This window comes from Amnibacterium sp., assembly GCF_036559085.1.
Lineage (GTDB): Bacteria > Actinomycetota > Actinomycetes > Actinomycetales > Microbacteriaceae > Amnibacterium.
In genome coordinates this window covers 41,054-54,637 of the sequence record NZ_DATBTU010000075.1, presented here as the reverse complement: position 1 = coordinate 54,637, position 13,584 = coordinate 41,054, and the positions used below count along the sequence as shown (strand labels likewise).

Annotated in this window: 10 protein-coding genes; 4 read left to right on the top strand and 6 right to left on the bottom strand. The window is 75.6% G+C overall.

Features of this window, described 5'->3' with window-relative positions:
• Positions 1-20 precede the first annotated feature (20 nt).
• Complete coding sequence (locus tag VIG76_RS13885) at positions 21-806, top strand: hypothetical protein (protein ID WP_331955169.1); 786 nt, start codon at positions 21-23, stop codon at positions 804-806.
• Here VIG76_RS13885 and VIG76_RS13880 read toward each other — a convergent pair.
• Entirely contained in the window at positions 742-2,484 is a 1,743-nt protein-coding gene (locus VIG76_RS13880; RefSeq protein ID WP_331955167.1) for an ATP-dependent helicase, read from the bottom strand. The genes VIG76_RS13885 and VIG76_RS13880 overlap by 65 nt on opposite strands.
• A gap of 3 nt (positions 2,485-2,487) precedes the next feature.
• On the bottom strand, positions 2,488-3,456 hold the full coding sequence (gene nudC, locus VIG76_RS13875) for an NAD(+) diphosphatase (RefSeq protein WP_331955165.1): 969 nt from the start codon (positions 3,454-3,456) through the stop codon (positions 2,488-2,490).
• Positions 3,457-3,548: 92 nt separating this feature from the next.
• Between nudC and VIG76_RS13870 the strand changes: the two genes are divergently transcribed.
• Complete coding sequence (locus tag VIG76_RS13870) at positions 3,549-4,628, top strand: phosphotransferase (protein ID WP_331955163.1); 1,080 nt, start codon at positions 3,549-3,551, stop codon at positions 4,626-4,628.
• Here the strand turns inward: VIG76_RS13870 and VIG76_RS13865 are convergent.
• Both VIG76_RS13865 and VIG76_RS13860 read right to left on the bottom strand, forming a co-directional pair.
• Positions 4,541-7,777: an ATP-dependent helicase gene (locus VIG76_RS13865; RefSeq protein ID WP_331955161.1), complete on the bottom strand. Its 3,237-nt coding sequence runs from the start codon at positions 7,775-7,777 to the stop codon at positions 4,541-4,543. The genes VIG76_RS13870 and VIG76_RS13865 overlap by 88 nt on opposite strands.
• A gap of 7 nt (positions 7,778-7,784) precedes the next feature.
• Entirely contained in the window at positions 7,785-10,838 is a 3,054-nt protein-coding gene (locus tag VIG76_RS13860) for an ATP-dependent DNA helicase (RefSeq protein ID WP_331955159.1), read from the bottom strand.
• 101 nt (positions 10,839-10,939) lie between these two features.
• Between VIG76_RS13860 and VIG76_RS13855 the strand changes: the two genes are divergently transcribed.
• Together VIG76_RS13855 and VIG76_RS13850 are read left to right on the top strand one after the other, a co-directional pair.
• Positions 10,940-11,164: a DUF3107 domain-containing protein gene (locus VIG76_RS13855; RefSeq protein ID WP_331955157.1), complete on the top strand. Its 225-nt coding sequence runs from the start codon at positions 10,940-10,942 to the stop codon at positions 11,162-11,164.
• Between the two features lies 1 nt (position 11,165).
• Positions 11,166-11,471 carry a hypothetical protein gene (locus VIG76_RS13850; protein ID WP_331955155.1) on the top strand — a complete coding sequence of 102 codons (306 nt, stop codon included), beginning with the start codon at positions 11,166-11,168 and terminating at the stop codon, positions 11,469-11,471.
• A gap of 118 nt (positions 11,472-11,589) precedes the next feature.
• Here the strand turns inward: VIG76_RS13850 and VIG76_RS13845 are convergent, their stop codons facing one another.
• Positions 11,590-12,660: an LLM class flavin-dependent oxidoreductase gene (locus VIG76_RS13845; protein WP_331955153.1), complete on the bottom strand. Its 1,071-nt coding sequence runs from the start codon at positions 12,658-12,660 to the stop codon at positions 11,590-11,592.
• Between the two features lie 80 nt (positions 12,661-12,740).
• On the bottom strand, positions 12,741-13,463 hold the full coding sequence (locus tag VIG76_RS13840) for a ferritin-like fold-containing protein (protein WP_331955151.1): 723 nt from the start codon (positions 13,461-13,463) through the stop codon (positions 12,741-12,743).
• Positions 13,464-13,584: the final 121 nt, after the last annotated feature.

The following is a 13,584-nucleotide window of genomic DNA, read 5'->3' as shown; positions in this document are numbered from 1 at the left end:
TCTCGCGCATCATCCCGGCCGTGCTGAGGATCGATCCCGCCGCCGCCCTCGTCTGGCGCTCACCGGACACCCTCCAGATCGGCGTCGACCCGCCGCTCGCGGTGCTGCCCGACCTGCCGCCGACCGCCGAGCGACTGCTCACCGCCCTGGTCGCCGGGACGGACCTGGCGTCGCTCGGGCTGCTCGCCGAGGCGCGCGGCTTCACGCCGGGCGAGCTCGAGCGCCTGCTCGAGGCGCTGGAGCCGGCCCTCACGCGGCCGGCGGCGCCGACGCCGTCATCGGTGCTCGTGGAGGCGCCGCCGAACCTCCTGCCACTGCTCGGCGTCGCGGACGGCCTCACCGCTCGGGACCCGGACGATCCGCTGCCCGCCGAGCGCCCGGCGCTGGTGGTGCTGGCCGGTCATCACGTGCTCGCGCCCTGGCTCGCCGCCCGGTGGCTGACGGTCGACGTGCCGCACCTGCCGGTCGTGTTCGGGGAGCGCGCAGCGGTGCTCGGCCCGCTCGTGGTGCCGGGCGACAGCCCCTGCCTGCGCTGCGCCGAGGAGCACCGGATCGATCGGGACCCCGCGTGGCCGGTCGTCGCGGCGCAGCTGCTCGCGAGCGGTCCGGCACCGGCCACCCGGGCACCGGCGCTGCGGCTCGAGCTCGCGGCGCGGCTCGCGAACGCCGTGCGCGCGGGCCGGCAGGGCGCATGGACCGGCCTGTCCGGTCGCGCCGTCCGCGTCGCGGCGGACGGATCCGTCAGCCGGCTCGCACGACCCTGGCACGCGCGGTGCTCGTGCCGGTCGCCGGTTCCGGCAGCTTGAGGTCGGCGAGGAACCGCGACGGTGAGCGCTCCCCCGACCGCCCCGTTCCGCTGCGGGACCACGACAGCCGCAGCCGGTCGCGCGCCCGCGTCACGCCGACGTAGAGCAGTCGCCGCTCCTCCTCCACCGCCTCGGGCGTGTTCGCGTAGCCGATCGGCAGCAGCCCCTCGGCGAGCCCGATCAGGAACACGACGGGCCACTCCAGGCCCTTCGCCGAGTGCAGCGTCGCGATCGTGATCGCCTCGACGGGAGGATCGTGCTGCGCCGCCGCCCGCTCGGCGAGCTCGGCCACGAACGCCTGCAGCGTGGTGCCGGCGGACGCCTGCTCGGCGAGCGTCGCGAGCGCGTCGAGCAGCTCCCAGCGGGTGCGCTGCTCCCCCGGCCCCGGCGGGGCGTGGTGGGTGTGGCCGAGCTCGCGGAGCACGTCCGACACCGACTTGAACAGCGGCTCGTCGAGGCCCGCGACCGACGCGCCCCGCAGCAGCATGAGCGCCTGCTTGATCACCGGATGCTCGAAGAACGACAGCGACCCGCGGGTGCGCACCGGCACCCCCGCATCCGCGAGCGCCTGCTCGAACAGCACCGACTGGCCGTTGTAGCGCAGCAGCAGCGCGATCTCGGAGGGGCGGGTGCCGGCGGCCACGAGCGCCGCGATGTCGGCGGCGACGCCCGCCGCCTCGTCCGCATCCGACGGGTACACCCGCAGCTGCACCGCCGCCTCGCGCGCTCCCGCCGCGGCTCGGGCCGCGGTGAGGGTGAGCGCGCCCGGACGGGTGTTCATCAGGGCGTTCGCGGTGCGCACGACGCCGTCGACCGAGCGGTAGTTGTGCTCGAGGCGCAGCACGGTCGCGCCGCCGGTCCGCTCGCCGAAGCGGAGCAGGTACTCGGCCTTCGCGCCGGCGAACGAGTAGATCGTCTGGCTCGCGTCACCGACGACGCAGACGTCCGACCGCTCGCCGAGCCATGCGTCGAGCAGCAGCTGCTGCGCCGGGGAGACGTCCTGGTACTCGTCGACGGTGAAGAAGCGGTACTGCTCCCGCACCTCGGTGGCGACCTGCGGCTCGCTCGTGATCATGCCGGCCGTCGCGAGCAGCACGTCCTCGAAGTCGATCATGCGCCGCTCGTCCTTCAGCGTCTCGTAGAGCTCCTGGAGCCGCACCATCTTCTCCACGTCGAGCCCCGCCGGCAGGGCTCGGCCCACCGCCCGCTCCGCGTACTCGGCCATCGACATCGCGCTCGCCTTGCGGAACTCGATCTCCGCCGCGGCGTCGCGGACGGCCGCCGTGTCGAGCCGGAGGTGCAGCACCTCGGTGGCCTGCGTGACGAGTCGCGCCTTGTGGTCGAGCACCTTCGGGGCGCTCGCGCCGAGCACCTGCGGCCAGAAGTAGTTCAGCTGCGCGAGCGCCGCCGCGTGGAAGGTGCGGGCCGCGACACCGGATGCGCCGAGCGCGCCGAGCCGCGACCGCAGCTCGCTCGCGGCCCGGCTGGTGAAGGTGAGCGCCATCACCCGCTTCGGCGGGTAGACGCCCGTCGCCACGCCGTAGGCGATCCGGTGCGTGATCGCGCGCGTCTTGCCGGTCCCCGCGCCGGCGAGCACGCAGACCGCGCCCGTCAGGGCCGTCGCGGCCGCCCGCTGCTGCTCGTCGAGGGGGTCGAGCAGCGCGTCAGCGTCGGACACCGCTCACCAATCGCCCTGCAGCTCGCCGCCGTACCAGTGCTCGATGATCGCGCGGGCGATCGACGTGCGCCCCGGGAGGCGGATGCGGCCGGCCGCGGCCGCCTCGGCGAGCTCCTCGCGCTCGAAGAAGCGGGCCTCGCGGATCTCGATCCCGTCCGCCTCCGGCTCCGGGACCGCATCCGGCGCGGTGCGGGCGAGGAAGCCGATCATCACGGAGGCGGGGAACGGCCACGGCTGCGAGCCGAGGTACTCGGTGGAGGCGACCGCCACCCGGGTCTCCTCCCACACCTCGCGCACGACGGCGGCCTCGAACGACTCGCCCGGCTCGACGAAGCCCGCGACGACGGAGTAGCGGTCCTCCGGCCACGCGGCGTTCGAGGCCAGCAGCAGCCGCTCGCGGCCGTCGACGACCCCGACGATCACGGCCGGATCGGTGCGAGGGAAGACGTGCTCGCCGCTCGACTCCTCCTCGTGGCCCTCGGGATAGCGCACCCAGCCGCTGCGGCCGGCGACGGTGGGCAGGCCGGTGCGCGGCGAGTGGCCGTGCGTGCCGTGCCAGTTCGCGAGCCCGAGCGCCTCGGTGAAGAGGCCGGCGTCGCGCGCGTCGAGCGTCGCGCCCTGGGTGCGCAGGTCGGCCCACCGCGACTCGTCGGAAGCGATCGCGTCGGCGGTCGCGTCGTCGACGAGGGCCGCGAGCACGACGGTGCCGGCCGGACCGTCCTCCGAGTCCTCGAGCGTGCGACCCAGGTAGAGCACGAGCTGCGGATCGGTGACCTCCGCAGGCGGCAGCAGGCCGAGACGGAGGCGGCTCGAGTCATCGGCGAGCAGGGCCTTGCGGCGGGCCAGGACGAGCACGCGCGTGGCCGGATCGGCCCACGCGGCCTCGAGGGCGCCGGGCACGTCGCGGCCCCCCGCATCACGGTCCACGGCGGTGCGCGACAGGGGCAGACGGTCGAAGAACGTGTCGCTCATAGCGTCGCCGACCTCCCGTGTCACGGCCGACACGCCGGGCCCGGCGGCCGCCCCTGCGTGGGCCCGTCCCGCCCTCGACCTAGCCTGAAACCATGTCCAGGCACCATTTCACCCTAGCCGCGCTGGCGACATCCGCCGTGCCCGGCCTCGAGGTGGCGGTCGCCCGGCCGTTCACCGGCGGCGGGAGCGGCGAGCACGACGCCGCGCTCATCACCGCCGTCGACGGCCGGCACGCGGTCGTGCGCACGCCCGCCACGCCGCGTGCCGAGGACCGGCTGCTCGCCGAGGTGCGCGCGCTCGCGGCGCTGACCGCAGGGGCGCGCTCGCGGCTGCCGTTCGGGGTGCCGACGGTCTACGGCACCGGCGCGCATCCGACCACCGTGGTCACGAGCTACGTGCCCGGCTCGCGGCTGCGGCCCGAGGCCGTCCAGGCGGGCGGGCGGCTCGCCGCGTCGATCGCCGCGGCCGTCGCCGCGGTGCACGCCCTGCCGACGGGCCTCGTCGCGGACGCCGGCCTGCCCGTGCAGAGCGCGTCGGATGCGCAGCGGGCGGTCGCCGAGGTCGTCGACGCCGCCGCGGCCACCGCATCCGTGCCGCGCGCGCTGCTCGACCGCTGGGAGCAGGCGCTCGACGACGCCACGCTCTGGCAGTTCACCTCGACCGTGCTGCACGGCTCGCTGCGGCCGGAGACCGTGCTCACCGCGCCGCGGGGCACGCCGGACGAGGCGGTCTCGGGGCTGCTCGACTGGTCCGAGCTGCGGGTGGGCGACCCGGCCCGCGACCTCGCCTGGGCGCTCGGGCTGCCCGGGACCGGTGCGGCGAGCGGCCTCTTCGCGGCCTACCACGCGATCCGTCGCGGCGCCGCGGATCCGTCCCTCCGGCAGCGCGCGATGCTGCACGCGGAGCTCGAGCTCGCCCGCTGGCTGCTGCACGGCCGGGCGACGGGCCGGCAGGAGATCGTCACGGACGCCCTCGGCATGCTCGCCGGGCTCGCCCGCGGCGTGGAGGCCGACACGGCCGGCTCCCTCGGCCCCGAGCCGATGCCGGTGCTCACGCTCGACGAGGTCGAGCGGATGCTCGACGATCAGCGCTCGATGATGCTCGCGAGGACCGGCCCGGTGCCCCTGCCGGCGACCGTCGCCCAGCGGGCGCGGAGCTCGTCGGCGGAGTAGAGCCGCTCCGGCCGCACGATGCGGTCGTGCGCCACGTAGTAGAAGACCGCGTCGATGTGCGCCGGGTCGATGCCCTCCCGCTCGGCGTAGGCGAACCGGTAGAGCGCGAGCTGGAACTGCTTCAGCTCGAGGTCGGCCGAGGACTTCGGGGGCGCCCCGGTCTTCCAGTCGACGATCTCGATGCGGCCCTCCCGCCGATAGACCGCGTCGATCTTGCAGACGAGCACCCGGCCCTCGAACGGCACCTGGATCTCGGTCTCGACCTCCACGGGCTCGAGCCGCCCCCACGGGCTCGCGAGGAAGCGGTCCTGCAGCGCGGCGAGGCCCTGCACCTCGTCGCCGACCTCGGGGTCGCCGTCCCGCTCGTCGAGCAGCGCGTCGACGAGCTCGGTCGATGGCGCGAGCCGGGCGCGCTCCTCGACCCAGGCATGGAACAGGGTGCCGAGGCGGGTGGCGCGATAGGGCCGCTCCGGCATCGGCCGCCGCAGCGCCGCGAGCACGGCGTCGGGGTCGTCGACGAAGTCCTTGAAGCGGGACGCCGGGATGCGGTCGGGCAGCGGGACGGGGCCGCCGCCCGCGAGCAGCTCCGCGCGCTCGGCGAGGAGGGCGTCGACCGAGGCGAGCCAGCGGCCGGCGTCGTCGGGGTCGGCGGCACGGACGGCGGCCGCGGCCGCCTCGACCGCGGGGCGGCGGGAGCCGAGCGGATCCGCGGGCCAGAGGAACCGTTCCGCGGGGGCGCCCTCCGGCCGTTCCGCCGACTGCGGCGCCTCGGGCGGCGCCGGGATCACGCCCGCCTCCGCCAGCTCGGTCAGGTAGCAGGAGGGCGACCGCGGCGTCTTCTGGGTCGCCCAGAACGAGCCGGAGAGCAGCAGCCGGTGCCGGGCCCGGGTGACCGCGACATAGGCGAGCCGGCGCTCCTCCGCGAGCAGCGACGCGGCGACGGAGCCCTTGTACGCGGCGAGCTCCGCCTTCAGCCCCGCGCGGTCGGTGAGCGAGCGCCACGGGAAGACCGGCAGCTCGGCCGCGTCGCCGCGGAACTCCCACGGCAGCACGCCGGGCGCGAGCCAGCCGAGGGTGCTCTTCGGCTTCGACGGCAGCTCGTCCGCCACCATCCGCGGCACCGCGACGAGGTCCCACTCGAGCCCCTTCGCGCCGTGGACCGTCAGCACCTGCACGGTGCCCGCCTCGGGCGGATCGCTGCGCGGCGACAGGTCCTCCTTCTGCTCCGCGGCGGCGAGCCAGCCGAGGAACCCCCCGAGGGTGGCGCCCTCGGCCACCTGCAGGTAGCCGGCGAGCGCCTCGTCGAACGCGTGCAGCGAGGACAGGCCCGGCCGGCCCTCGTTGGCGAGCACCTCGATGTCGATGTCGAGCGCCTCGATCACGAGGTGCACGAAGTCGCCGAGGTCGCCGCCCGAGCGGGTGCGCAGGTCGGCGAAGGTGCGCCCCGCCCGGCGGAGCCGTTGGAGGCCCTCCGGGCTGAAGGCGGCCTCCATCCCGTGGCCCCGGTGGTGCGCGAGGAAGTCGAGCGCGTCGACGATGGAGGCGCTCTCCCCCTCCGCGACGGAACGGCCGAGCAGCTCGGCCACCTCCGCCCCGAGGCGCTGCTGGGCGAAGTCCCGCTGCTCGAGCCACCGGGCGAGCCGCTGCAGCCCGGCCAGGTCGGCCGGCCCGATGCGCCATGTGGCGCCCGCGAGCAGGCGGACGAGCTCCGCACCCGCCCCGGCGTCGTGCACGACGCGGAGCGCGCTCACGAGGTCGGCGACCTCGGGCTCCTGCAGCAGGCCGCCGACGCCGAGCACGTGGTACGGCACGTCGTGGCGCCGGAACGCCGCGAGGAACGCCGGCAGCGTGCGCCGGGCGCGGAGCAGCATGGCGGCGGACGGCGGGGTGCGGGCATCCGCGAGCCGTGCGGCGAACCACCCGGCGACGGCGTCGGCCTCCTCGTCGAGCGTCTCGGCGAAGACGGAGTCGACCGCGTACCCGCTCGCGGTCGGCGACGGCCCCAGCTGCGGGACGTCGATGCGGGAGGCGGCGGCGAGAGGGGCGGCGATCGTGTTCGCCGCGTCGAGCACCGCGGTGCCGTTGCGCCAGCTCGTGCTGAGCGCGAAGGAGCGCACCTCGGCGCCGCCGCCGAAGTCGCGGGCGAAGCCCTCGAGGTTCGCCGCCGACGCGCCCCGCCATCCGTAAATCGACTGATGCGGGTCGCCGACCGCCATCACTGCGCCGCCGGCGAAGAGGCGGGCGAGCATGCGGGTCTGCACGACCGAGGTATCCTGGTACTCGTCGAGCAGCACGACGCGGTACCGGTCGCGGAAGTCGGCGACGAGCTCGTCGGACGCGGCGACGATCTCGAGCGCCAGGGACACCTGGTCGGAGTACTGGACGGCCCCGGAGGCCCGCTTGCGCTCCCGGAACGTCTCCACGAGCGACAGCAGCAGCGGCAGGGTGGCCGCCGGTCGCCGGCAGGTGTCGAACTCCGCCTTGTAGGCGGGCGTGCCGGCCGGCAGCGCGTCGAGGGCGAGGCCGTACTCGAGAGCCATGGCCCGCACCGCCTCGGGGTCGGCCGCGTGCTCGCCGAGGCCGTTCGCCGTGTCGAGCACGAGCTCGGTGATGCGGTCGACGCCGAGGTCGAGGTCCGCCAGCGCCCCGTCGCTCGACTCGAGCACGACCCGCCTGGCCAGCTGCCACGCGGACGCCTCGCCGAGCACCACGCCGCCGGACTCGCGCCCGATCAGGGGTGCGTGGTCCCGGTAGATCCCGTTCGCGAACGCGTTGTAGGTGGAGACGACCGGCGGGTCGAAGGGGTCGTAGTCCCCCGCGAGTCCGACGTGCGAGAGCCGGCCGATGTGCTTCCGGATGCGCTCCCCGAGCTCGGACGCCGCCTTGCGGGTGAAGGTGAGGCCGAGGATCTGGGGCGCCTCGACGAGGCCGTTCGCGAGCAGGTAGAGCACCCGCAGCGCCATCGTCTCGGTCTTGCCGCTGCCGGCACCCGCGACGACGAGCGCCGGAGCGAGCGGCGCCTCGATCACCGCCGCCTGCTGCGGCGTCGGCGGGAACATCTCCAGCCGCCGGGCGATCTCGGCGGCGCTCAGCCGCTCGGTCGTGGTCCGTTCGGTTCCCGGTCGTTCGATCACGGGTCGTTCGATCACCGGTCGTTCAATCACCGCAGACCTCCGGGATCCTGGCGAGCATCGCGCGGAAGGACGAGCCGCCGTGCCGCACCTCGGGCTCGACGAGCCCCTCGAACCGGGCCGCGGCCATGCCCTCGGCCGCCGCCGCGAGGCGGGCGCGCATCTGCACCGCCGCCTCGTCGCTGAGGGGCGGCTGCTCGACGAGCGCGTAGCCGCGCTGCGTCTTCTCGCGCACGTAGAGCAGGCTGGCGCCGGACCGGGGCGCACCCGGCTCGACGTCGGGCACGACGCCCTCGAGGACCGCGAGCTGGTACACGCCGAGCTGGGCGTGGGTGACGGCGTCGGCCTTCGGCACCTTGGTCGATCCGGTCTTCAGGTCGACGACGCGGAGCCGGCCCTGGGAGTCGAGCTCGACGCGGTCGATGGTGCCGCGCACCTGCGCCCGCCCGTGCTCGAAGGCGAACGGGGTCTCGCCGCCGACGAGGCGCGTGCCGTCGGCACGACGGTCGGCGAGGTAGCGGGCGATGGCGCGGACCATCCGCTCGGCGAGCCGGCGCTCCTTCGCGCCGATCCAGGCGGCCTCGAAGTCGAGCTCGTGCCAGCGGCCCTCCAGCGCTGCGAGCAGCGCCGCCTCGTCGGCGTCGCCGCCCTCCTCGAGGATGCGGTGCAGCATCGTGCCGATCGCGCCCGCGAGCAGCGGCTCGCCCCCGGCGATCCGGTCGACGAACCAGTCGACCGCTGAGCGCTCGAACTGCTCCAGCTTCGACGGCGACACGCGGACCGGCGCGTCGGGGTCGGGCTCGAGGGGGGCGTCGGTGGAGGGGTCGGCGAGGCCGTGCCAGTGCTCGGGCGCGGCGCCGGGCACGCCGTCACGGGCGAGCCGGGCGAGGGCGGCGGCCGCCTCGTGCCGCTGCGGGGGCGCGCCGGTCACGGCGATGCGCCGGAGCGCGCCGACGAGCGGGCGCAGCGCGTTCGGCGCGGCGTCGGAGGAGCGGGCGACGGTCTGCTCGTCGGCGAGGGTGAGCAGCACGCTCGGCGCCTCCTCCTCGTTCGCGACCGCAGCGAGCACGAGCACGTCCCGGGTGCGGGACGCGGCGAGGGCCACGAGCCGCAGCTCGTCTGACAGCGCGGCGCGGCGCTCGTCGGCCGGTCCGGCGGGGGTCGCACCCGCCGTGAGCACGGAGACCAGGTCGCCCACGCCGAGCAGGGAGCCGCGCGGCTTCAGGTTCGGCCACACGCCGTCCTGCAGCCCGGCGAGCACCACGGTGTCGAACTCGAGGCCGGCGACGCCGACGGGCGTCGTGACGAGCACGCCGTCCCGGATGCCGCGGGGGGCGAGGGTGTCGTCCGGCACCTCGGCGACGAGCTGGGCCGTGACGAAGACGGATGCGGGATCGGTGGGCGCGCGCTCGGCGGCACGGGCCGCCGCCGTGAAGAGCGCGACGACGCCGTCGAGGTCACGGTTGGCCTCGGCCGCCCCGGTGCCGCCCGCCAGCGCGCGCTCGCGCCAGGTGCCGGCGAGGCCGCTGCGCTCCCAGACGAGCCAGAGCAGCTCCTCCGCGGACCCGCCGGCCGCGGCGGCCGTGCGGACGGCCTCGAGCGTCTCCGCGAACCGGGCGGCGCGGCGTGCGAAGGCCGCCTCGATCGTGATCAGCCGGCCGGGACGATCGAGGGCGTCGACGAGCAGCTCGCCGGCGCTGCGGGTGCCGTCGCCCGCGAGCTCCTCGACCCGCAGCGCGAGCCGCAGGCGCCGGAGGGTGAGCCGGTCCATGCCGCCGAACGGACCGGAGAGCAGGTCGACGGCCGACTCCGGGGTGAGGGGCGTGATGCCGAGCGCGGTCGCGACCACCTCCAGCAGCGCCCGGGCGGCGCGCTCGGTCGAGACCGGCAGCCCGGTCGTCGCGGTGACGGCCGGCACCCCGGCCGCCTCCAGGGCCCGGGCGAGCGGCTCCGCCTGGGCACCGGACCGGACCACGACGGCCTGGTCGGCGAAGGGCACGCCCCGCTCGAGGTGCCGCGCGCGGAGCCGGTGGGCGATCGCGAGCGCGAGCTCGCCCGCGCTGCCCGCCTCGACGGCCGTCACGGGGGCGCCGCCCTCGACGGCCGCCTTCGCGTCCCGCTGCCACCCGGCGAGGGCGGTGCCGATCCGCGCGGTGACCGTGGTGACGAAGCGCCGCACGACCGCCGGATGGCGGTGCACCGTGCCGAGCTCGAGTCGCACCGCGGAGGCGATCCCGAGCCGGGACTCGAACCGGCCGAGCAGGTCGGGCTCGCCGCCGCGGAAGGTGTCCGCCGCCACGTCGGGGTCGCCGAACGCGATGATCGCGGTGCTCCGCTCGGCCAGCGCCGAGAGCAGCGCCACGGTCGACTCCCCCGCATCCTGCAGGTCGTCGACGACGACGAGCCGCAGCCGGTCCGCGACCTCACCCGCCGTGCCGCGGGCGACGGCGGCCGCGGCGAGGGCCGCGAGCTCGGCGGAGTCGAACGCGTCGGGCTGCACCGCGGTCAGCACGTCGTAGTACTCGTCCCAGAACCGGGCGGCAGCGACCCAGGAGGGCCGCTCGTGCTGCCGGCCCAGCCGCTCCAGCCCGGCCGGGTCGACGGCGTGCTCGACGCACCGCGCGTAGAGGTCGCGGAGCTCGCCGCGGAACGCGGTGAGAGCCCGCACGTCGGGGCCGAGGCGGTCGGGCCAGCGCACCGCCGACTCGTCGAGCAGCTGGGCGATCAGGGCGTCCTGCTCGCCCCCCGCGAGCAGCACGGGCTGCGGCCGGCCCTCGGCGATCGCCGACCGGCGGGCGATGTCGAACGCGAGCGACGCGGCGGTGCGGGCCGGCGGCCCGTCGACCGGGACCCCGAGCCGCACGACGAGCCGGTCGCGGAGGCGCGCGGCCTGGGTGCGGCGGGGCGCGAGCAGCAGCACCTCGTTCGGCTCGAGGTCCTGCTCGAGCACGCGGTGGGCGATCAGCTCCACGGCCGTGCGGGTCTTGCCGGTGCCCGGCGCGCCGAGCACGACGGCGCTCGACCCCACGGGCACGTCGAGCACCGCCCGTTGGGAGGGGTCGAGGTCGGTGGGTCGCATCGCGAGCACGGTAGAGGGGCGGACCGACAGCGGATGCGGGCGATACTTGATGCGCCGCGCGGCAGGTGCCGCGGGCAGCGACGAACGGGAGGGGATCCCCCATGGAGATCCGCATCGGCATCCAGAACTCACCGCGCGAGCTCGGCTTCGAGAGCGCCGAGGCGCCCGCGGACGTGCAGAAGAAGGTGGCGGACGCGATCGAGAAGAAGGCGACCCACCTGACGCTCACCGACGAGGGCGGCCGGCTCTACATCGTCCCCGTCGCCTCGCTCGCCTACGTCGAGGTCGGGAGCGAGAAGACGCGCCGGGTCGGCTTCGTCGCCTGACGTGGAGCTGCTCTTCGTCATCCTGATCGGCCTGATCGCCGGCCTCATCGGCCGTGTGGTCCTGCCGAACCGGGGGCTGCTCGGCGGCCTGCTGCTGCCGGCCGTCGGCGGCGCGGCGGGCGCCGTGGTCTGGGTCGCCCTGACCTGGGCGCGGCTCGCCTGGGACGGCGGCTGGATCTGGGTCCTCACGGTCGCCGCGACCCTGCTCTCGGTCGCGGCCGCCGGCATCCTGATCGGCCGGTCGCGCGCAGCGGCGGACGAGCGCCGCTTCGAGGAGCTCGCCGGCCAGCCGGCCACCCCCGCCTGACCTCTCCGGGCCGCCTCCGCCGCCCGTGCGATGTGCAGGATCCGGTGCACGCTGCAGGACGCATCGCGGCCTGCGGTCCTGCAGAACGCCCGCGATCCTGCACGCCCCTTTCGGACGTTCAGCCGGCGGTCGTGGGCTCCAGCGCGGGCGCCTCGGCGAGCAGCTCACGCACCCGCGGCACCACCTGGGTGCCGTAGCGCTCGATGCCGCTCATCATCACGTCGTGCGGCAGCGGGCCGGCGCTGTACTTGAGGTCGAAGCGCTGCACGCCGAGCACCTGGACGGTGCGGGCGATCTTCTGCGCCACGGTCTCCGGGGATCCGACGTAGAGCGATCCGTGCTCCACCTCGGCCTCGAACTCGTGACGGCTCATCGACGGCCAGCCGCGATCGCGGCCGATGCGGTCGCGCATCGCCTTGTAGTCCTCGAAGAACTCCTGCAGCGCCTCCGCGTCGGTGGCGCCGACGTGGCCGGGCGAGTGGACGCCGACCGGCAGGGACGGCAGCTCGAACTGGCTGAGCGCGCGGCGGTACAGCTCGACGTACGGCTGGAAGCGGTCGGGGGCGCCGCCGATGATCGCGAGCATCATCGGCAGGCCGTATCGCGCGGCGCGGATGACGGACTCGGGGCTGCCGCCGACGCCGATCCAGGTCGGCAGCGCGCCGGACTCGGTGTGCGGGAAGACCTCCTGGTCGGTCAGCCCGGCCCGCACGGTGCCCGACCACGTGACGGGCTGCTCGGAGCGGAGGTGGGCGAAGAGGTCGAGCTTCTCGGTGAAGAGGGTCTCGTACTGGGAGAGGTCGTAGCCGAACAGCGGGAACGACTCGGTGAACGAGCCGCGACCGAGGGTGATCTCGGCTCGGCCGCCCGAGATGGCGTCGAGCGTCGCGAACCGCTGGAACACGCGCACGGGGTCGTCGGAGCTGAGCACCGTGACCGCGGAGCCGAGCGAGATGCGGCTGGTGCGCGCGGCGATGGCGGCGAGCAGCAGGTCGGGCGCGCTCACGGCGAAGTCGGCGCGGTGGTGCTCGCCGATCCCGACCGCGTCGAGGCCCACCTGGTCGGCGAGCACGGCCTCCTCGACCACGTCGCGGATGACCTGCGCCTGCGGCGTCGGCGCGCCGTCCGGACCCCGTGTCACGTCGCCGAACGTGTCGATCCCGAAGCGCAGCGCGCTCGTGTCGGTCATCCCGTCCTCCTTCGCCGCCCCGTCGGAGCAGATCTGTGACGTGTCAACAGTATGCCCGCTCCGGCTGTTCCCGGTGGGGCTCAGGCGGTGAGCCCGAGGCGGTCCATCCGCCGGGTGTGGGCCGCGATCAGGTCGTTCAGGACCGGCTCGATGCGCCGCTCCTCGGTCTCGGCGGGGTGGCCGTCGGGGTCGCGGACGGCGTCGAGCGCCGCGCGGGCCGCCAGCAGGGTGTCTCCGACGGTGCGCCGACCCCAGAGCGCGAGGCGGGAGGTCATCCGCCGGTCCGCCGCGACGGCGGCCGAGAGCACGCCGACGAGCGCCTCCTGGCCGATGTCGGCGGTGAGCACGGCGCAGTACCGGTCGGCGAGCGGGCGCGGCAGGCCGGCGCCGAGCTGCGCGAAGAAGTCGTTCAGCAGACCGGTCGTGAGGTGCAGCGTGAGCACCGACTCGTGCCAGCCGGTCTCGCCGAAGCGGCGCCAGTAGCGGTCGACCTCGGCGACGTAGGGCTGCATCGCCTCGGCGGGGACCTGCCCCTGCTCGGCGAGCAGGTCGACGAGGGCGGTGTGCTGGGCGAGGATCGCGGATGCGACCCGCGTGACCGTCTCGCGGTCGGCGAGGTCGGAGGCGCGCGCCGCGACGGTGGACGCCGCCTCGAAGAGGGTGAGCTCGAGATAGGCGGTGCGCGCGAGCAGCGCGACCGGGTCCGGTCGCAGGTCGCCGAGCGGCACGCGCTCGACGCGCTGCGGCCGCCTCCGCCCGCGGAGGGACTGGGGACGCGGACGTCCTCGTCCCTGCTGGATCACCGCCTCAGCATATTGGCAGCCGGTACACTGGGCTCGGGCCCGCCGTGGAGCGGGGCCACCGCGCCGGTCCGGGCAGTCACATCGGCGCGAAACCCCTCGCGGCCGCAGCGGCCGCGTCTCG